A 20,114-nucleotide genomic window follows, 5' to 3' on the forward strand; every position below is an offset into this window, starting at 1 on the left:
ACAGTATGTACGTACGTGCGAGCTAAAAAGTTTCATGATCACGACGGCGTTTCATACGTATAATACGTGCCGAGTGTTTTTACCGTACATCCGAGCGCCGCAAGCTCCTCCATTGCACCTTTCATCATCGGCTCATTTTCATCGGCTAACACATCGATATTAAAGAAGTAATCACCGAGCGCCGTTTTTAGTGGACGCGATTCGATTTTACTTAAATTCAGCTGACGCCATGCAAATACCGATAACACTTGATGTAGCGCCCCTGAGCGATCAGATGGCAGCGTCAACATAACGGTCGTTTTTCCTGTATCAACCTTCGTAGACTTGTCGATGCGTACGTTCTCACGTGAAATGACGAAAAATCGCGTATGGTTAAAATGAAAATCGTGAATATTTGACTGTGCGATCGTTAAGCCGTACTTTTGTGCAGCTGATGCATTTGCGATTGCGGCGATGTTACGTTCTGGGTTTTCGGCTACGAGCTTTGCCGCTGCTGACGTTGACGTATATGAGTGGAGCGGCACTTGGCTGAAGCGATAATATAAATATTTATGACATTGTGCAAGTGCGTGTGGATGTGAATACACCGCCTCGATTTGCTCCCACTTATTAGCGTTATTCGGATGAACGAGTAACTGCTGCTGAATTTTTGATACGAGCTCTGCAACAATATAAACGTTCACCTCATGAAATAAGTAATCGAGTGTTAATGGCACAGAGCCCTCTAGCGTGTTTTCAATCGGTACGACCGCTAAGTCTACGCGTCCATCTGCAACAGCTTCTAAGCAGTCTGGAATCGTTGGAAATGGCTGCAACTTCTCGCTTTCGAACATGCCTTTTGCTGCTAAATATGTAAATGATGCTTCCGGTCCTAAATAAGCAATTTTTGTCGTTGAATCAATCATAGTACAATCCCTCTTTTTACATTGTTTTTAATTTTCAGTCATTTAATCGTACAAAAAAGGAGCTATGAATATAGCCCCTTGTATTGTTTCCTCATTATAACGCGCATCGTTTTACACGTGCAACTTTATTTATAGTGCGCCTGAGCTAATAACTTCAGCTGCTTCTACAAAGTCCAGCCGCTTTAATGATTGAAGTAAGTCGTCTAAATCGCCATGCATGCTCGTCACATCAAGCGAGAGCGTAACGTTAGCGCGTCCTTGAATCGGAATCGTTTGATGAATCGTTAGCACATTGCAATGCGCATCGGTAATCGTTTCAAGCAATTTTGCAAGCGTGCCTTTTCGATCTTGAATTTGTAGAGAAACCGTTAAAATACGTTCTTGTACAATTGAATGAAACGGAAAAACAGCATCTCGATATTTATAAAATGCACTGCGCGACAAATCGACTTCCTTCACCGCATCCCAAATCGACGCCACAGCACCCGTTTGAAGCAAATGCTTCGCCTGAAGTGTTTTTTGCATCGCGTCCGTTAAGACATCTTCGCGCACTAAATAATATCGTTGGTTTGCCACGTCTTTCATACTGCTCCTCCTTTACCCGTTCATTAGTCGATGAAGTCGAATTCGAATTCTAATAGACGAACAATGTCACCGTGCTCAGCACCCGCTTTACGCAGTCCTTCGTCAACACCCATCGCACGTAGTTGACGTGCAAAGCGACGAATACCATCTTCACGGCTAAAGTCTGTCATTTTGAATAAACGTTCAATTGTCGTACCAGAAATAATGAATGTACCATCAGAATCGCGCGTTACTTCAAACTCGCGGTCTTGTGAAGTATGTTTGTATAATACTGTCGTATCCGATTCTTCCTCAATTTCGTGGAATAATGGGAACTCACTCGTTACTTCTAACAAGTCTGCAATGTTAAATAATAACGTTTGTAAACCTTGTCGAGAGACGGCTGATACCGGTAAAATTTTAATATCGTCGCCTACTTGTTTACGGAATTCAGCTAAGTTTTCTTCCGCATCTGGCATGTCCATTTTATTTGCGACAACAATTTGTGGACGCTCTAGTAAGCGCATGTTGTATTGTTGTAACTCTGCATTGATTGTTACGTAATCTTCGTACGGATCGCGACCTTCCATACCGCTCATATCAATCACGTGTACGATAACGCGTGTACGCTCGATATGACGTAGGAATTGGTGACCTAATCCGACACCTTGGTGAGCGCCTTCGATTAAACCTGGTAAATCCGCCATCGCAAAGCTACGTCCATCTTCTGTTTCAACCATACCTAAGTTCGGTACAATTGTTGTGAAATGGTATGCGCCAATTTTTGGCTTCGCCGCTGATACGACCGATAATAATGTTGATTTACCTACTGATGGGAAACCTACTAAGCCAACGTCCGCTAATACTTTTAATTCAAGTAAAACTTCAAGCTCTTGACCTGGTTCACCTTTTTCAGCTAATTCTGGTGCCGGGTTTGATGGTGTAGCAAAGCGACAGTTTCCGCGTCCACCGCGACCTGCTTTTGCAATGACTGCGCGTTGACCGTGCTCAACTAAATCGGCAATTACCGTATCTGTTTCAGCATTTTTTACAACTGTTCCAGGTGGTACTTTCACGACTAAATCTTCCGCTCGGCGACCATGCATCCCTTTACTCATGCCGTGTTCACCGCGTTCTGCTTTAAAGTTACGCTTATAACGGAAATCCATTAATGTGCGTAATCCTTCTTCTACCTCAAAAATAACGTTCCCGCCATGACCACCATCGCCACCTGCTGGACCACCATTTGGTACATATTTCTCGCGACGGAAGGCAACCATACCATCTCCGCCGTCTCCACCTTTAACGTAAACCTTAACGTGATCGACAAACATCTCTTTCAACTCCTATTGCCATGCTAAACAATATGACAAGCACTCATTCGTTGCTTCGTCGATATCGACATGTATATTTTCAGTATTGTGTAGCGCAAGTGGTTCAATGTGTTGGAACCCTTCGACGCACACGAATAATTGTTTTATTTGTTGCGTTACAGTAACACTTACCGTCAGCTCTAATTCATCCGTTGCTGTCGACTGCTCACTGTAATGAAGCACTGTTTTTTCCAAGTATTCGACTAATTGCTCCTCATATCCCTGTTGCAATGCTTCGTCCACATGTGCCGTTAAATGCAACGTAAACGCCGGATAACGCCACGTACACGTTTGAAGCCATTGTTGTACTATCGGGCTTTTTAAATAATGAAGCTGTGAGAACATTCTTACGTTCACTGTATATTGCTCGATTAATTGCTTCGCTGCATCAATCTGCCCTAATTCTAAATTTATATGAATGAGCTGCAAATGATTTAAATAATCATGATTTGCATGGCGAATCGCATCAGACACCGTTAATTGTTCAACCGGCATATGGCTTCACTCCAATTCAATACTATATTCAGTATAACAAGATGTTCGCATTTTTTCTTACACGACGCATGCTCGTGTTTTAATGTGAATACTATAAGAAAAGTTCAATGCTTCATTAAATAACCGTAAAAAAGGCGTCCCGACACTGCGGGACACCTTCAACGTGTGCAGATTAAGCTTCTTGAGCTACTGGGTATACAGAAACTTTTTTCTTGTCACGGCCCATACGTTCGAAGCGTACTACGCCATCAGCTGTTGCGAAAAGAGTATCGTCACCACCGCGACCTACGTTTGTACCTGGGTAAATTTTTGTACCGCGTTGACGGTAAAGAATTGAACCACCAGTTACGAACTGACCGTCAGCACGTTTAGCGCCAAGACGTTTAGACTCTGAGTCACGTCCGTTCTTTGTAGAACCTACACCTTTTTTAGATGCGAAGAACTGAAGATCTAATGTTAATAACATTTCCATTTTGTTCCACCTCCTACACCATTTTATATTTTAGTTCGATGTAGTCACTATAGCTAGTAACCATTGTATAAAATTGCGTTACCATTGTGTTTAAAATCACTTGTAACGTCTCGTCTTGTTTTTCATCCAATGTAGCACGGTCAATTTGAACAGATAAAAATCCGCCTTCTTTTCCTTGCTCAATTTGTGGCTTAATTTGAGTTAAATGACCGATTGCATTTACAGCACCAAAGGCAACTGCCGATGCACCAGCACAAACTAAATCGCGACCATAAACGTCGGACAACGCATGCCCTGAAATTTCAAAGCCATACGATTTACGATTTTCATCACTATGAATCGTAACTGTGATCATGTCAATCACCTCACTTTTAATTAAGCGTTGATTGCTTCAACTACTAATTTTGTGTAAGGTTGACGGTGACCTTGCTTACGACGGTAGTTTTTCTTAGCTTTCATTTTGAAAACAGTGATTTTTTTAGCACGGCCTTCTTTAACAACTTTCGCTGTTACAGTTGCGCCTGCGACAGTTGGAGCACCAACTTTTACTGTTTCGCCACCTACGAATAATACTTTATCAAAAGTAACCACTTCGCCAGCTTCTACACCTAACTTCTCGATGAAGATTTCTTGACCTGCTTCTACTTTGATTTGTTTACCACCAGTTTCGATAATTGCGTACATTTTACTGCACCTCCTCTTAGACTAAGACTCGCCCGAACTAAGGTGATCAAGATGATACTTAAAGACCTCGTCAGTGCGGTTGTAACACGGGTGCGCTACAAACTAACATGATAGATATTACCACGAAAAACGACTGTGCGTCAACTCATTTCACGCCGAATTTCATGAAAACCGCTTGAAAACATAATACGTCGAATTTTCTGTTTTTAGGCAGATGACGTTTCGTTTCGCGATACAATAAAAAAGGCTGTGCTAACGCCTTCGTTTGACGCTTCGCACAACCTCTTTTTTCATTTACGAACGTGAAAATAACGCTTTTAGTTTTGCCCAGAAGCCTTTTTTCTCTTCTTCAATTGACATAAGTGGCACGGATTCACCTAAAAGTCGACGCGCAATGTTGCGGTAACCTAAAGAAGCACGGTTTGATGAATTCATCACGACTGGCTCGCCTCGGTTTGATGCACTAATTACACCTTCATTATCGGTAATGACACCTAGTAAATCAATCGATAAATGCGTTGTGATTTCACTAACGTCCATCGCTTCGCCGCTTTTCATTAGGCGGTGACGAATACGGTTAATGATTAATTTTGGTGGTTCAATATTTTCAAGTTCTAGTAAGCCGATAATACGGTCAGCATCACGTACAGCTGAAATTTCCGGCGTTGTGACAACGATAGCACGGTCGGCACCTGCGACAGCATTTCGGTAGCCTTGCTCAATTCCGGCTGGACAGTCGATCAATACGAAATCAAACTCCTGCTTTAGCTCACCAACTAGCTGCTCCATTTGCTCTGGTGTTACGTCGTTTTTGTCCGCTGTTTGTGCAGCTGGTAAAAGATACAGCATATCGTCTACGCGCTTATCTTTTACGATTGCTTGATGTATTTTACAGCGACCTTCTAATACGTCAACTAAGTCGTAAATAATGCGGTTTTCAAGACCTAGTACAACGTCTAAGTTACGTAGTCCGATGTCTGTATCGACTAGACATACGCGTTTACCTTGAAGGGCTAATGCAGTCCCAAGGTTAGCAGTCGTTGTCGTCTTACCAACGCCGCCTTTACCTGATGTAATAACTATTGCTTCCCCCAATTTAGAGCCCTCCCTTAGCCATTTCTACCGATTGACGTAAATGCTTTAACATTTGTAGGCGATCAAAATCGATGCGTCCTGACTCGTCAATGTATGCACAGCCGTATTCTGGCTGTACAACGATTTGCTCTTTTTCATCAAACATAATTTCTAATTGGTCGGCAATACGAACTTGCGTCGGCTTAAAATAAGAAGCAGCAATGACTGCATCTCGGTCACCTTCAACACCTGCATGCGCAATTCCAACAAGCTTGCCTAATACATAAATACTACCGGTTGCGATTACTTTACCATTTGGATTAACATCGCCAACGATAAATAAATCCCCAATCGCTTGAACGTGCTGCCCCGAACGTACGACACCCATATGTATTTGTGATTGATTTTCAAGCATTTTTTCTTGGTATTCCTTCACCGTCATTACGTCACTTACGACTTTCGATACGCGCATGTCACTATGTTTATGTACGATTTGCATAAGCTCCTGCTTTTGCTCTTTCGTACAATGACGATGCCCTAAGTGTAACTGTACATTGATTGGTTCATCGGATGCCTCTTTCACTTTCTCTTCCAACTCAACAAGCAAATCTGAAAATAAACATTGATCATCTAGACGTAAAATTAATCCGTCTTTCGTGCCTTTAATATGAACAAGCGTTTTTTTCATTTCGTCACCTCTCTCTCGATGTTGTACTTCTTGATTATTCAATATGCTGTAAAACACGTGCGCTAATTAAATATTTAAAAATCCAACCAAGCATTAGTAAAAATAATAAATTGGCGCCAATCGTTGGCAACAGGCGGTCATAAACGAATACATCTATCGGCATCGCTGTGTATGAAATAAAATAAAAGAACTGATACAGTACAAACTCAAAAACAGCCATTAAGCCAATTGCGAGCGCAGTCGTCGTAGCTAAATGCTGATGCATATAGCGCACCGTCGAACCTGCGATGAAGCAAATAATTGGATATAGCACCGTATATACGCCGATTAAATTTAAATAAAACACATCAAATAAAATACCGAAAATGAGCCCATATTGCATCGCACGCTCTCGATTATAATATACTGAAATAAAAATTAAGTATAAAAATAAAAAGCGTGGCACTAAATACACCGTACGATCATTAAAATCTAATGGTGAAAAAAGCGCTAAGTTCGATTCAATAAAAAACAGCACTAACGCCGTGAAAGGAATGAACAAGCGAACAATCATGATTCGCCCTCCTCGTCCGTTTCATTCGTTAAATCTTTATTCGTATTGTCTCCGTCATAGCCATCAATCGTTGTAACGCTACGCTTTGCGATAATGACGTGGTCAAGTAGCGAGAAGTTCGCTGCTGGCTTAATGTATGCCATTTTCGTTAACCCGAAGTCATCCGTTGTTACTTCTGTTACGTCACCGATTAAAATACCTCTTGGGAAAATTCCACCAAGCCCAGATGACACGACTTGCTCGCCTTCTTTAATTGTTGAACTCGAGTCAATTCGTTTCATCATTAATTCTCCGCGCTCTACGTCATATCCTTCGATTAAGCCATATACTTCTTGATTTTCGCTTAAAACCATCGATGATACACGATAATTCGGGTTATTTGTAAATAACAATTCAACTTCCGAAGTAAATGGCGTGACAAGTACAACTTTTCCGACAAGACCCGTTGCCGTTTGTACAGCCATATTCACCTCAACCCCATGTGTTGAACCTTTATCTAAAATAATTTTTTCTTCCCATTGATCCGGATTACGCGCAATTACAGTCGCTTGAATTGACTCATAATCGCTTAACCCTTCTGTTTTCTCTACTACGGCACGCAGCTTTTCATTTTCTGATTGCGCTTCTTTTAAATTAGCATCCAGCACCGCAAATTCATCTAAACGTGCCTTTAAACGCTCGTTCTCATCATACGTGTTCAATAAATCATTTATATTGACAAAGACATCCGTAACAAAGTTCATCGGCTTCGAGACAAGACTATGCCCAAAGCCGACTGCATCTTTAATCATTTGCTCCGGTAACGTCGCATTATCACGATCGCGTAGAGAAAAACTTATCAATGCCACAAGAAAAATCGTCCCAAATAGCAACAGTAAAATCTTCTTATTTTGAAAAAATTGTGGCATTGCTTACACGTCCTTTTACCCTATTACTTCCCTTGTTGAGAACGGATTAAATCAATATGGTCTAACGCTTTCCCGGTACCGATTGCTACGCAGTCTAACGGATTTTCCGCAATGAATACTGGCATGTTTGTTTCATCACAAATTACTTTATCTAAGTTGCGCAGTAATGCACCGCCACCTGTTAATACAATCCCACGCTCCATTACGTCTGCTGATAGCTCTGGAGGTGTTTGTTCTAACGTACGTTTTACACCTTCTGTAATTTGAATTACGCTCTCACGTAATGATTCAGAAATTTCAAGCGCTGTAATTTCAATTGTTTTCGGTAAGCCTGTTACTAAGTCACGCCCACGAATTTCCATTACTTCATTTGTGCTGCCTTCCATTGATGCTGTACCAATTTCCATCTTCACTGCTTCTGCTGTACGCTCACCAATTGTTAAGTTATACGTTTTACGAATATATGCAATGATTGAATGATCCATCGCGTCGCCACCGCAACGTACTGATTCAGACGTTACGATACCACCAAGTGAAATGACAGCTACTTCCGTCGTACCACCACCGATATCAACGACCATTGACCCTGTTGGATCCCATACTGGTAAGTTCGCGCCGATTGCTGCTGCAAATGGTTCTTCAATTGTAAAAGCTTCCTTTGCACCCGCTTGACGAGATGCATCGATTACTGCACGTTGTTCTACTGACGTAATACCATATGGTACACAAATCATGACGTTTGGTTTTTTCCAATTCGAACCTGAAGATTTTAATGCCTCTTTTAAATAATATTCGATCATCGCTGTTGTAATATCAAAGTCTGCGATAACCCCATCTTTCATCGGTCGGATTGCAACGATTGAACCTGGTGTACGACCGATCATGTTTTTTGCATCATTACCAACGGCTACGATATCCCCCGTTTTTGTATTTTGTGCAACTACTGATGGTTCGCGTAAAACAATTCCTTTTCCTTTAACGAATACTAAAGTGTTAGCTGTACCTAAGTCGATTCCGACATCTTTACTTCCTAATCCAAACAAGTTGTGTACTCCCTTTCTATATCACTTACGTTCGTAAGCCCTCATTTATGAAATCATACGCTTAATTATAGCGGAAAAAACGTAAAATTACAGTATGACTTATTTATTTTCTACCGTAAAATAAGTATTTCTTGTATCGTTGCCAACAAAATGGTGTATTTTGTTATGCCGTCACTGTAACTTATGATTACTCTTCGCATCGAATGAAACTGTTTAACTGTGCTTCAAGCAACTATTTTTTTGTTATGTTTGTTATAAATAGCAGTATGTATGTACGTTTCTGTAGCATTGACGTGACACGCTATAGAAAAGTTCCGAAACAATGAACAACAATAGAAGGATTGTCTCAACAATTCATGTTGTGAGACAATCCTTCTTTATACTATATAACCTTTTTCCTTGAACGACAAGTATTCATAATCACCGATGATTAAATGATCGACGACTTCAATACCAATAATTTTTCCAACCTCGACTAGTCGATCGGTTACTTCTAAGTCTTCTGCACTTGGCGTAAGCGTTCCACTTGGATGATTGTGTACAATTAAAATATTCGCAGCCGCTCGTTTAATAGCGTGGCGAAAGTAGGGTAAGCCCCCAGCGCCTTTGTCTATTACTAGACGAGGTTTCCAAAGACTCCCCTCCAAACCGTACGTACTCCTCTCAGAGTATACGGCTTTCCATTTACTTTAATCTAACTTCCCATTATGCAAATCGTGATGACACGGTACACATAGCGCCATCGTTTTTCTTCTTCAGGCAATCATTTTTTGCTCCCACTTTTTCTTACCTTTTAAATCCTTCAGCTTATGGATATGGTGTATTTCAAGTGGAATTCCTGTTGCACCACACCATTCACATTTTTTGGCAAGTAGTCGGTCAATTAAGCTTGTTCGCCCTGAATAAATAACTGTATTTTCAACTGTATCGACTATTGGCTGTTTGATTACATCGTTTTTTTCCATACGTTGCTCCGTAAAATAAGCAATTTTCGGACCTTCTTTCGTTTCATAATGAACGACAAATTTCCCGTTAATAGTGTGCTTTGAGATCATTTTGCTAACGGTACTTTTATATTTGTTCGCATACGTTTTAATCATGCTGTATTTCATTGTTTGACGGAACGATTGAAGCACGTGTACATTACTCGCTAGGCGATAATAGTTGTAGTACCCCTCTATTTCCGCATTATACGTGCGAAGTATTTCTAAGTCATCGTTATGAACTAGGTAAGGACGATGAACGGGTTTCCAGCCATTGTTTGGTCCTATTTTCAACGCATTTAGTTGTACAAGTTTTTGGATATATTTTTCGTGCGGAACGAATAACTTTGTTTGGTAGTTAAACTTTCGTTTCTTTGTACCATTTGGCATTTTCATACGATGCCAGTCTCGAACAACACGAATATCATAGCCAAGAAAACGGGCATTTTTCTTGCTGTGTGTAATTAATGTTTTTTCATCACTTAGCTCTAATTTCAAACGCTCCTTTAAAAACGTTTTCAAGTCCTGTTTAATTTGTTCAGCTTCTTTTTTACTTCCGATAACACCGAGTATAAAGTCATCCGCATAACGGACGTATTTCAATCGTCGGTAATTCGGGTCAAAAAGGTCCTTACTATCATGACTTTGTAGTTCTTTATAAAGCATCTTTAATTCTTTTAACCGCTTTTCCTTTTGTTCTTCTGTTAGATTAGACCAGTCACGCTTGTTATTACTTTTTCTTTTGGCAATTTTCGAAGCTAGGTTATGATACGTGATATTATGCGTACGTTTATCACCTTTATTGTAGTTATCAATGTATTGCTCCACATATTGGTCGAGTTCATTTAAATAAATATTCGACAATAACGGACTAATAATTCCGCCTTGTGGTGCGCCACTATACGTTTTGTGAAATACCCAATCTTCCACGTAGCCTGCTCGCAAAAATTTCCAAATTAAGTGAATGAGTTTTTCATCGTGAATTTTCCTTCTTAAAATCCCTATTAATACATGATGGTCAATGTTATCAAAGAAGCCTTTAATATCCCCTTCTATAAACCATCTTGTCCCTGTAAAGGTATTTCGGATTTCTTTTAGTGCGGTGTGACAGCTCAAGTTTGGTCTAAATCCATGCGAATGAACTGAAAATTGCGGTTCATAAATACTTTCGAGTATACGACGAGTTACTTCTTGCACTAATTTATCTTCAAACGTTGGAATGCCTAGTGGTCTTGTTTTTCCATTTTTCTTTGGAATATACGTTCTTCTCACTGGATTAGGCTGATACGTTTGATTTTTTAATTTTTCAATCAGTTTTTCGATACGTTTTTCACTCATACCATCAATGGTATCGTTGTTAATGCCTTTTGTATTACTACCCTTATTTTTGTACAACTTTGCATACGCTTCATAATAAAATTCTTTGTTATACAAATTGCGATATAGTCGTTCAAATACATAATCTTGTTCTTTTGCTTTGGTCGTTAGACGATTTAATACTACTTTCGGAATTCTCATAGAGCCTCCGCTCCCTCCCAATTTTGTATTAACGCTGTAAACTGCTCCCCTTCGCCATGTACTAGGCTTTCCCTAGCTCGGACTACTACGAGAGCTCCGTTACCATATCAGATATTCAGTGTCTTATACACATAGCCTACTAGGCGTTCCGACTTAGGTAATCCCCATTTAGATTGATAAGGACGATTCGCATGTATGATGTCGGATATGATGTTCACTCTTTACTTTTATACGAAAGTTGGGTGAAATGGTATCACTTCTTCATTCTCGAAGTTTTTAAGAATGAAGCACATTTCAAATAGCGTGAATCATGACCTCCCGCTAAAGGTCCCCGTAGTCCCCCTTGAGCTATCATTCAAGCAGTTTAGCCTTTATCCTTGTTCATACAGTTCATCTCGCCATTCAGTCGTACTTTGGTCATTAAGTAACTTATGGCTTTTCCAACATGCTACACTCCCTGTCTGGTTTCCCTTTCAGATAAGTTGGCTGATGATAGGGTACTAGCTTGTGATATTTCCCTACTGCTGTGCGATAAGCAGATTCCTTATAAACCCTTATGGGCGCACAATTTCTCTCGGGTGCACGATGCTTGCATTTAAGCTGCCGATAAACACCGTTTCTTTATGCATTACTTCGTTTTTCGTATTTAAATATAGCACAAGAAAATGCTCCTGCTGCAAGCCGCTTAGCTCCTCCATGACATATTCCGCCGCATCTGCTGGTGAGCGAATGCTGTAGCGTGTCATATCCATTTTAGAGCTAATGCGTTTGCCTAATTCAATCGCCGCGAGCAGTTGCAGCGCCTTCATTTGTCCGATGCCTCTTATGGCCATTAGCTCCTGTAATGTTGCTTCCTTCAGATGCTGCACACGCTCAAATTTATGCATCAGTTCACTCGCTACATTTGTCACAGTCGCTTCCTTCGTCCCGCTTCGCAATATTAATGCAAGTAACTCTTCATTTGTCAGTGCCGCTGCACCGTACGCCAAAAATCGTTCTTGTGGTCGTATGTGCACAATATCACTCCTTATTAAAGCGTTATAATGCGTTGAGAAAGAAGCTGCTCACAAACAGTCGCTAACGGCAAACCGACAACGTTTAAATAATCTCCTTCAATGCGCTCAACTAAAAACATCCCGTCCGTTTGAATGCCGTAACCACCTGCTTTATCAAACGGGTCGCCTGTTGCAATATACGCGTGCAGCAACTCATCTGAGACGTGCTTAAACGTCACCGCTGTCTTTTCGACAAATACTGTTTCGCGCCCGTCCTCTTCAATGATTGCAACAGCTGTTAATACGTGATGCGTTTTGCCGCGCAGTGCTTGTAAATGTGCCAACGCCTCTGCTGCATCAGCCGGCTTATGCAGCAGCGTATTACCTTGTGCTACAGTTGTATCCGCTCCGATGACGACTGCATTTTGATGCATCTTTGCAACAGCGCGCGCCTTCAGCAATGCGACATCTTTTACGTATTGCTCTGGCGTTAATACGGCTATACTTTGCTCATCTACGTCCGCTGTATAAATTGAAAATGGCACGTTTAGCCGCTCAATTAATTCCTTTCGTCGCGGTGATGCCGACGCTAAAATAAGCGTTCTCGTCGTTTGAAATTGCATGCGTTCTTCCTCCTCTATAACGTTACGAATCATTAACTATTTTCGCTACAAATTGCACGAAAATTTTATTTTGCACATGCTGCTAACAAATAGAGCGAGCCTGTGACAACGACTGGTGCGCCGTCTTGTGGAACGTCCTTTAACGACTTAATTACATCACCGTCCACATACGTCTGCATGTCTTCTGCTGGCAATGCGCGCTCATGCGAAAATGTCATAAATGAAAACGACTTCGCAACAGGCTCCAATGCGCGAATAACACCTGCGACATCTTTATCACGAAGCATGCCAAGCACGATATGCACGCGCTCACCAAGCTGCTCGTTAATCGTCTGTGCTAGCACTTGTGCCGCTGAAACGTTATGTGCGCCGTCTACATACATGTTCGGTGCAATTTGTTCAAAGCGATACGGTACATGCGTGTTTGCGACTGCTGCTTGCACGCGCTTTGTCGCTACATGCACTTTCATTTTTTCACAAAATAGCACGAACGCTGTAATCGCTAGCGCCATATTATGTTGCTGATGCGCACCCTTTAAGCTCGGTTGCAATGCATCAAACGTGATGTCACGAAATGTGTAACGTCCGTTTTCCACTGTGAAATCTTTACCGAACGTATATAACGGCATTCGTTTTGCTGTTGCCGTTTTTGCCATTACTTCTGCTGCTTCCGCTTGTAATGCACCGATCACCGCCGCTGCACCGAACTTAAAAATGCCCGCTTTATGCTCGGCAATTTGCGACAGCGTCTCGCCTAAAAACTGCGTATGCTCGATCGCAATTGTCGTCACAACAGTAACGAGTGGCTTCACAACATTCGTCGCATCTAATAATCCACCCATGCCCGCTTCAATAATCGCAACGTCGACGTTGGCTTGTGCGAGTGCGACAAACATCACAACCGTTACTAGTTCAAAATCCGTCAAATCCGATACGTTCGCTCGTGCGATTTGCTCCATCGCGGCATTCATTTGTGCCTCACGAATCGGCGCACCATTTAATCGGATTTGATCATGCACATCAATAAACGCTGGCGACGTAAACACACCTGTTTTTAACTCGCGCTGTAACGCTAGCTGCTCCAAAAAGCCAACTGTTGAGCCTTTGCCGTTTGTACCTGCTACGTGAATGACATGCAGCTGCTTATGCGGATTGCCTAGCTGCTGTAATGCGCATTCGATATTTGCAAGCCCCGGCTCAATCGTCTGTTTGCTCGTGATGTTAAATCGTTCTTTGTAGCTTGCTAAACCTTGAATTTCCATAACGTTATTCCCCCAACTGTTGAATAAATGGTCGTGCCTCTGAAATAAAATAAAGTGAACCTGTCACAATGAGTACGTCATCTTCTGTGCGCGTTGCTAAATGCTCACGAATATACGTGCGCCAATCGCTAATCGCCTGCTTTTTCGCATGCGTCGACTGCTGTGCGAGCGCTTCTGCTGCTGCAGCGCGTGGCATCGGTAGCGTCGTAAAAGCAACAGTATGCGCAATCTTATCCATTTGTGCAATGCTTGCAGCGTGATCTTTATCTCGCATCGCTGCGTAAATAAAGTGATACGCTTTGTTCGGCAACGCGTGCGTAAGCGTATGAATTAACGCCGCTGTTCCTTGCTCGTTATGCGCTCCGTCAATGAATACATTCGGTAATAGTTGCTCAAAGCGTCCTGCCCATACCGCACGTGTTAATGCCGCTTCCACTTGTGCATCCGTTAACGTCACATTCGATAATAGTAATACAGCTTGTACTGCGACAGATGCGTTACGTTGCTGATGCGCACCAAGCATATTGAGCTTTACTCGTACGTCGCGACCACTACACGTAATACGCCCAATTTGCTGCTGTGCATCAACGTGCTCCTCTACGAACATAAACTGCTCACCGTATGCGTAATGCGGTGCACGTTGCTCAGCTGCAATGTGCGCAATGAGCTCGTTTCCTTCCGCTTGTGTTACTGCAGTTACGACCGGCACGTGCGGCTTGATTACCCCTGCTTTTTCACGCGTAATATGTTGTAGCGTATCGCCAAGTAAATCGGTATGATCAAAGCCAATCGATGTAATGACACTAACGAGAGGTGTCGCCACGTTCGTTGAGTCGATGCGCCCACCGATGCCGACTTCCATTAAAGCAATATCGACATGTTGCTCAGCGAAATAACGCCAGGCAAGAACAGTCATAATTTCAAAAAAGTTCGCCTCTAGCTGCTCGCGTTCGATTACGTCCGCTACATCATTTACGTATTTAATGAGCAGCTCATCTGAAATGTCGGTGCCGTCAATCGTCAACCGTTCGTTCATTTTTTGTAAATGCGGCGATGTAAACGCTCCGACGCGCACACCCGCTTCCATCAATAGCTCGCGCATAAAGTTGACTGTCGAGCCTTTACCGTTTGTACCTGCAACGTGAATAAATGGCACGCGTTGCTGTGGATTGCCAAACGCTTCAAGTAACGCATGCATCACAGCTAGTGGCTCCGCTCGCTTGCCACCGCTACGCAGACGAAATAAATATGCCTCACATTCGGCAACTGTTGTGAAACGTTCCAAATTGTTCACGACCTCTCCGTTCGATGTATATCCTTGTCATTTTATCGAATGGCTGTGCGTGTGACAAGGGAATACGTGAAATTCGCTTGCGTAGTCGCATGTTATCGCTCGCGTTCCTCGAATCGACTCAAGCATGTTCGCACAAAAGGCTTTATCTCAACAGACCTAGCTTTATATATAAAAAGCAGCACGAAGTATTCCCCTCGTACTGCCAATTGCTTATGATAATGCTTTTAATTCTTCTAAACGTTTTGCAACAGCTGCGTGCTTCGCCTCATAATCTGCAAGCTTTTCGCGCTCTGCATTTACTAACGCTTCCGGTGCTTTTGATACGAATTTTTCGTTTGAAAGCTTACCGTTTACAAGCTTCACTTCTTTTGCCCACTTTTCTAATTCTTTTTGTAAGCGAACCATTTCTTCTTCAATGTTAATTAAGCCCGCAAGTGGTAAGAACAGCTCTGCGCCTGATACAACAGCCGACATTGATTGCTCTGGTGCTGTGAAGTCGTGACCGATCGTTAACGCTTCTGGGTTACAGAATTTTTCGATGTACGCGCGGTTCTGTTCTAAAATCGTCGCCGTCGCTTCGTCTTTTGCTAAAATGCTTAAGTTTACTTTTTTGCTCATCGGCGTATTTACTTCCGCACGAATGTTACGCACTGAACGAATGATTTCCGTTAAAATTTTCATGCTTTGTGCATCCGCTTCGAAGTTGAACGCTTCATTAACAGTTGGCCAAGCAGCCGCTACGATTGATTCGCCTTCGTGTGGTAAGTGCTGCCAAATTTCTTCCGTTACGAACGGCATGAATGGGTGTAATAGACGCATCGTGTTATCAAGCACGTAAGCAAGCACTGAGCGCGTCGTTAATTTCGCCGCTTCGTCATCACCGTAAAGCGGTAACTTCGCCATTTCGATGTACCAAGAACAGAAGTCATCCCAAATGAAGTTGTATAGCTCGCGACCTACTTCACCGAACTCATATTTATCCGCAAGTGTCGTTACGCGGTCGATCGTTTCGTTTAAGCGAGATAAAATCCATTTGTCCGCTACGTTTAAGTTACCTTCTAAGTTAATTTGCTCAAACGTTAAGCCTTCCATGTTCATTAATGCAAAGCGTGATGCGTTCCAAATTTTGTTGACGAAGTTCCACGTCGACTCTACTTTTTCTGTTGAGTAACGTAAATCTTGACCAGGTGAAGAGCCTGTTGCTAAGAAGTAGCGCAGTGAATCGGCACCGTATTGCTCGATTACGTCCATCGGGTCAACACCGTTACCGAGTGATTTACTCATTTTGCGACCTTCTGCATCGCGCACTAAACCGTGAATTAATACGTCTTTAAATGGACGCTCGCCTGTAAATTCCTTACCTTGGAAAATCATGCGAGATACCCAGAAGAAGATGATGTCATAGCCTGTTACAAGTGCTGCTGTTGGGTAGTAACGTTTATAATCAGCCGCTTCTGTATCCGGCCAACCCATTGTAGAAAACGGCCATAATGCAGAAGAGAACCACGTATCTAGAACGTCCTCGTCGCGCGTCCAGTTATGTGCATCAGCTGGTGCATCTTTTCCTACATAAATTTCACCTGTTTCGTTATTATACCAAGCTGGAATTTGGTGACCCCACCATAGCTGACGAGAAATACACCAGTCGTGAATGTTTTCCATCCAGCGGTTATACGTGTTTTCGAAACGGTTTGGTACGAAGTTTACTTTTTCGTCTTCTTTTGCTTGCATCGCTAACGCTTCTTCTGCAAGTGGTGCCATTTTTACGAACCATTGCTTTGAAAGGTACGGCTCAACGACTGCGCCTGAACGCTCTGAGTGCCCTACTTGGTGTGTATGTGGCTCGATTTCTACTAGCACGCCCGCTTGTTGTAAATCCGCAACAATTTGCTTACGACATTCGAAGCGATCCATCCCTGCGTATTTGCCTGCAAGGTCGTTCATCGTGCCGTCCTCGTTCATTACTAAAATGCGCTCTAAGTTGTGGCGATTCCCAACTTCAAAGTCGTTCGGGTCATGTGCTGGTGTCATTTTTACAACGCCTGTACCGAAATCTTTATCTACGTAGTCATCTGCTACGATTGGAATTTCGCGCCCTACGATTGGTAAAATAACCGTTTTGCCTACTAAATGTGCATAGCGCTCATCTTCTGGGTGTACCGCAACACCTGAGTCACCAAGCATCGTTTCTGGACGAGTTGTTGCTACGCGTAGCTTACCAGAACCATCTGCAAGCGGATATTCCATATGATAAAACGCGCCTTCTACTTCTTTATGAATTACTTCGATGTCTGATAACGCTGTTTTTGCTGCTGGATCCCAGTTAATGATACGTTCGCCGCGGTAAATGTAGCCTTTTTCGTATAGCTTTACGAATACTTCATTTACTGCTTCGTTTAACCCTTCATCTAATGTGAAGCGCTCGCGTGTGTAGTCTAAACCTAGACCAAGTTTCGCCCATTGTGAGCGAATGTGTGAAGCGTATTCTTCCTTCCACTCCCACGTTTTTTCAAGGAACTTTTCGCGCCCTAAATCGTATCGAGAAATGCCTTCACCGCGTAGCTTTTCTTCAACTTTCGCTTGCGTTGCGATGCCGGCATGGTCCATCCCTGGTAACCAAAGCGCGTCGTACCCTTGCATGCGCTTCATACGTACTAAAATGTCTTGTAACGTCGTATCCCACGCGTGCCCTAAGTGCAATTTACCTGTTACGTTTGGCGGTGGAATAACGATTGCGTACGGCTCTTTATCCGCGTCTGGCTGTGCTTCGAAAAACTTCCCTTGTAACCACCAGTCGTAGCGCCCTTCTTCTACTTTTTGCGGTTCGTACTTCGTTGGCATTGATAATTCTGTCATGAAAATCTCTCCTTCTGTTGTAGCTCTTAATCAAAATATGTTCTTGACGGTTCTTTCATTTCGGCGGACGCTTTTCGCGGTGGTCAACATGACGTTGATTACAAAAGCGTTGTCGCATGGACGCAACGGATTTAGCCTTTGTTCCTAAGATTTTCGGTTCGTGCTTGTCCCGCAGAAGTCGCCGTCTACATTTCAGAACACACATATTACATCACGTTTGTTGATTAGCATTTTTCCGCATCGACATCGCAGTTTGGAGTACCTACTTAGAATGACGAGCACGATTTAGCTAGCTGTGAGCGCCGCGGCGAGACTCCTTAGGGAACAGCTCGTGCCTCGAGACCCCGCAGTCGTGAGGTACGAACGACGAGGAGGCTTGAGGAAGGCGATAAGCGCCACGTCCATGTGGCATCGCCTTCATGACCAACATCGTGTTCGCCGCCGAGCCCTAGGAAAGCGAAGCCGCGTGAAGCAAACAGCCGAATAATACGCTAATCAACACATATGATATTACATATAGTAAGCACCGATTTTGAAATAGAGCCTCTGTTTTAAAACTAAAAAACTGCAAAACAAAACTCCCGTCGTCATCTATAAAAGGACGAGGGAGTTAATTCGCGGTACCACCTTTAATTCTGTTAGGGTTAAGTTAAGTAGTCGCATATTGCGGCACTCAGCTAGCAAACGCTTCCTGTTGACTTTCATACGTCATCAAATCGCGCTTTTCCCTATCAGCACTTCATTGTCGATAACGGTGTTTAACCGGCACTTTACTACTACAATTTCATAAAGGCTGCTCCTAGGCTACGTTCAAATGGGCTACTTTAGAAACTTTTCAGCTACCGTTTCCTCTCTAATAAAGCGCGTGCATTTTACTCTTCCTATTCGTTGCATCAATATTGAACTACACACATTGTAATCAATTTTGCCGCCGTTTTCAAGCATTTACCGTTACTGCCTTTTCAATGCGGTAATGATTGCGTCCGTGCTGCTTTACTTCATACAGCATCACGTCCGCTCGCTTATAAAAATCGTCCAGTTGCTCAACGCTCGTAATAAATCCACTATAGCCACCGATGCTTACCGTAACGTACGGATTCACTTGAGAACGCTCGTGTACAATCGCCGCCTTCGCTACTTCTTGTTGAATGTCACAACAAATATTTTCTGCATGCATCGGTGTCGTCATTATTAAAAACTCCTCGCCACCCCACCTTGCCGCATAGCCATCATACGTTGCAACAACACGCTCAATAATTTGTGCAAGCTCATATAGCACATGATCCCCTTGCACATGATTATAAAAATCGTTATATTGTTTAAAATAATCGACGTCCATCATGAGCAACGTTAACGGCTGACATCTTTCTTTAATGTATTCTGTTGCGTATGTGTAAAAACCAGTGCGATTCGGAATCATCGTTAAATGATCGTACGACGCTCGCTTCATTAACAATTCGTTCGCTTTCAATAATTCCGACGTTAAGTTCTCGGCCTTCGCAACGCTTTCTTTCAGCTGCATATCTTGCTCAATGATGCGTCGCTGTGCACTCGAAATGAAATATTGTATCGCGATCCCAATTAATAATGTATTCACTAAAAAAATGCCGTCGTTAACTTTTTCAACGTAGTCGCTGTTCATTCCCATTAAAGATTGCATCACAACGCTAAAGCTTACAATGCTCACAATAATAAAGTAGTGAAAATGCATAATAAACAACGTACAACATAAAAAATAAATAATAACAAACATTAAATAATGATTAAACAACATTACATCTATATATAAGGTGATTAATATTTAGATTTAAATCCTTTTTCTTC

General features: G+C 42.5%; 18 protein-coding genes, 2 pseudogenes and 2 other annotated features. All 20 genes and pseudogenes read right to left on the minus strand.

Annotation, left to right across the window (positions count from 1 at the left end):
- Positions 1-38: 38 nt before the first annotated feature.
- Positions 39-905 (minus strand): prephenate dehydratase, encoded by an 867-nt coding sequence (gene pheA, locus A6K76_RS00460; protein ID WP_066461040.1) that lies wholly within the window; start codon positions 903-905, stop codon positions 39-41.
- Between the two features lie 129 nt (positions 906-1,034).
- Entirely contained in the window at positions 1,035-1,490 is a 456-nt protein-coding gene (locus tag A6K76_RS00465) for an ACT domain-containing protein (RefSeq protein WP_066461042.1), read from the minus strand.
- A 23-nt stretch (positions 1,491-1,513) separates the two neighbouring features.
- Positions 1,514-2,803: a GTPase ObgE gene (gene obgE / locus A6K76_RS00470; RefSeq protein ID WP_066461047.1), complete on the minus strand. Its 1,290-nt coding sequence runs from the start codon at positions 2,801-2,803 to the stop codon at positions 1,514-1,516.
- A gap of 12 nt (positions 2,804-2,815) precedes the next feature.
- Positions 2,816-3,337, minus strand: a complete 522-nt coding sequence (locus A6K76_RS00475; protein WP_066461048.1) for a Spo0B domain-containing protein — start codon at positions 3,335-3,337, stop codon at positions 2,816-2,818.
- 172 nt (positions 3,338-3,509) lie between these two features.
- Entirely contained in the window at positions 3,510-3,803 is a 294-nt protein-coding gene (gene rpmA, locus A6K76_RS00480) for a 50S ribosomal protein L27 (protein ID WP_066461083.1), read from the minus strand.
- 19 nt (positions 3,804-3,822) lie between these two features.
- Positions 3,823-4,164: a ribosomal-processing cysteine protease Prp gene (locus A6K76_RS00485; RefSeq protein WP_066461049.1), complete on the minus strand. Its 342-nt coding sequence runs from the start codon at positions 4,162-4,164 to the stop codon at positions 3,823-3,825.
- 20 nt (positions 4,165-4,184) lie between these two features.
- Positions 4,185-4,493 (minus strand): 50S ribosomal protein L21, encoded by a 309-nt coding sequence (gene rplU, locus A6K76_RS00490; RefSeq protein WP_066461052.1) that lies wholly within the window; start codon positions 4,491-4,493, stop codon positions 4,185-4,187.
- Between the two features lie 14 nt (positions 4,494-4,507).
- Positions 4,508-4,584: a sequence feature (ribosomal protein L21 leader region), on the minus strand.
- Between the two features lie 203 nt (positions 4,585-4,787).
- Positions 4,788-5,588 (minus strand): septum site-determining protein MinD, encoded by an 801-nt coding sequence (minD, locus tag A6K76_RS00495; RefSeq protein WP_066461054.1) that lies wholly within the window; start codon positions 5,586-5,588, stop codon positions 4,788-4,790.
- A gap of 1 nt (position 5,589) precedes the next feature.
- Complete coding sequence (locus tag A6K76_RS00500; RefSeq protein ID WP_066461056.1) at positions 5,590-6,255, minus strand: septum site-determining protein MinC; 666 nt, start codon at positions 6,253-6,255, stop codon at positions 5,590-5,592.
- Between the two features lie 34 nt (positions 6,256-6,289).
- The gene (mreD, locus tag A6K76_RS00505; RefSeq protein WP_066461085.1) at positions 6,290-6,805 is read right to left on the minus strand and encodes a rod shape-determining protein MreD; all 516 of its coding nucleotides are present in this window, start codon (positions 6,803-6,805) and stop codon (positions 6,290-6,292) included.
- Complete coding sequence (gene mreC, locus A6K76_RS00510; RefSeq protein WP_066461057.1) at positions 6,805-7,716, minus strand: rod shape-determining protein MreC; 912 nt, start codon at positions 7,714-7,716, stop codon at positions 6,805-6,807. The genes mreD and mreC overlap by 1 nt, the downstream gene beginning before the upstream one ends.
- A gap of 23 nt (positions 7,717-7,739) precedes the next feature.
- On the minus strand, positions 7,740-8,759 hold the full coding sequence (locus A6K76_RS00515) for a rod shape-determining protein (RefSeq protein ID WP_066461059.1): 1,020 nt from the start codon (positions 8,757-8,759) through the stop codon (positions 7,740-7,742).
- Positions 8,760-9,136: 377 nt separating this feature from the next.
- Positions 9,137-9,343 (minus strand): annotated as a pseudogene (locus tag A6K76_RS00520) (JAB domain-containing protein); the annotation flags it as partial.
- Between the two features lie 105 nt (positions 9,344-9,448).
- Positions 9,449-11,260, minus strand: a pseudogene (locus A6K76_RS00525) (reverse transcriptase domain-containing protein).
- A 554-nt stretch (positions 11,261-11,814) separates the two neighbouring features.
- A complete protein-coding gene (radC, locus tag A6K76_RS00530; protein ID WP_245671926.1) occupies positions 11,815-12,276 on the minus strand; it encodes a RadC family protein in 462 nt (153 codons plus the stop codon).
- A gap of 14 nt (positions 12,277-12,290) precedes the next feature.
- Positions 12,291-12,878, minus strand: coding sequence for a Maf family protein (locus A6K76_RS00535; RefSeq protein ID WP_066461065.1), 588 nt, complete (start codon positions 12,876-12,878; stop codon positions 12,291-12,293).
- Positions 12,879-12,943: 65 nt separating this feature from the next.
- On the minus strand, positions 12,944-14,140 hold the full coding sequence (locus A6K76_RS00540; protein WP_066461067.1) for a bifunctional folylpolyglutamate synthase/dihydrofolate synthase: 1,197 nt from the start codon (positions 14,138-14,140) through the stop codon (positions 12,944-12,946).
- Positions 14,141-14,144: 4 nt separating this feature from the next.
- On the minus strand, positions 14,145-15,425 hold the full coding sequence (locus A6K76_RS00545) for a bifunctional folylpolyglutamate synthase/dihydrofolate synthase (protein WP_066461069.1): 1,281 nt from the start codon (positions 15,423-15,425) through the stop codon (positions 14,145-14,147).
- A gap of 219 nt (positions 15,426-15,644) precedes the next feature.
- Positions 15,645-18,290, minus strand: a complete 2,646-nt coding sequence (locus tag A6K76_RS00550; RefSeq protein ID WP_066461074.1) for a valine--tRNA ligase — start codon at positions 18,288-18,290, stop codon at positions 15,645-15,647.
- Positions 18,291-18,884: 594 nt separating this feature from the next.
- Positions 18,885-19,188, minus strand: a binding site (T-box leader).
- Between the two features lie 39 nt (positions 19,189-19,227).
- On the minus strand, positions 19,228-20,001 hold the full coding sequence (locus A6K76_RS00555) for a GGDEF domain-containing protein (protein ID WP_169817969.1): 774 nt from the start codon (positions 19,999-20,001) through the stop codon (positions 19,228-19,230).
- Positions 20,002-20,114: the final 113 nt, after the last annotated feature.

The organism is Caryophanon latum (assembly GCF_001700325.1).
Taxonomy (GTDB): domain Bacteria; phylum Bacillota; class Bacilli; order Bacillales_A; family Planococcaceae; genus Caryophanon; species Caryophanon latum.

Excerpts from the sequence above, each read along its gene's own strand:
- pheA (WP_066461040.1), bottom strand. The coding sequence starts at position 905 with ATGATTGATTCAACGACAAAAATTGCTTATTTAGGACCGGAAGCATCA.
- A6K76_RS00465 (WP_066461042.1), bottom strand. The coding sequence starts at position 1,490 with ATGAAAGACGTGGCAAACCAACGATATTATTTAGTGCGCGAAGATGTC.
- obgE (WP_066461047.1), bottom strand. The coding sequence starts at position 2,803 with ATGTTTGTCGATCACGTTAAGGTTTACGTTAAAGGTGGAGACGGCGGA.
- A6K76_RS00475 (WP_066461048.1), bottom strand. The coding sequence starts at position 3,337 with ATGCCGGTTGAACAATTAACGGTGTCTGATGCGATTCGCCATGCAAAT.
- rpmA (WP_066461083.1), bottom strand. The coding sequence starts at position 3,803 with ATGTTATTAACATTAGATCTTCAGTTCTTCGCATCTAAAAAAGGTGTA.
- A6K76_RS00485 (WP_066461049.1), bottom strand. The coding sequence starts at position 4,164 with ATGATCACAGTTACGATTCATAGTGATGAAAATCGTAAATCGTATGGC.
- rplU (WP_066461052.1), bottom strand. The coding sequence starts at position 4,493 with ATGTACGCAATTATCGAAACTGGTGGTAAACAAATCAAAGTAGAAGCA.
- A6K76_RS00500 (WP_066461056.1), bottom strand. The coding sequence starts at position 6,255 with ATGAAAAAAACGCTTGTTCATATTAAAGGCACGAAAGACGGATTAATT.
- mreC (WP_066461057.1), bottom strand. The coding sequence starts at position 7,716 with ATGCCACAATTTTTTCAAAATAAGAAGATTTTACTGTTGCTATTTGGG.
- A6K76_RS00535 (WP_066461065.1), bottom strand. The coding sequence starts at position 12,878 with ATGCAATTTCAAACGACGAGAACGCTTATTTTAGCGTCGGCATCACCG.
- A6K76_RS00540 (WP_066461067.1), bottom strand. The coding sequence starts at position 14,140 with ATGGAAATTCAAGGTTTAGCAAGCTACAAAGAACGATTTAACATCACG.
- A6K76_RS00550 (WP_066461074.1), bottom strand. The coding sequence starts at position 18,290 with ATGACAGAATTATCAATGCCAACGAAGTACGAACCGCAAAAAGTAGAA.
- A6K76_RS00555 (WP_169817969.1), bottom strand. The coding sequence starts at position 20,001 with ATGCATTTTCACTACTTTATTATTGTGAGCATTGTAAGCTTTAGCGTT.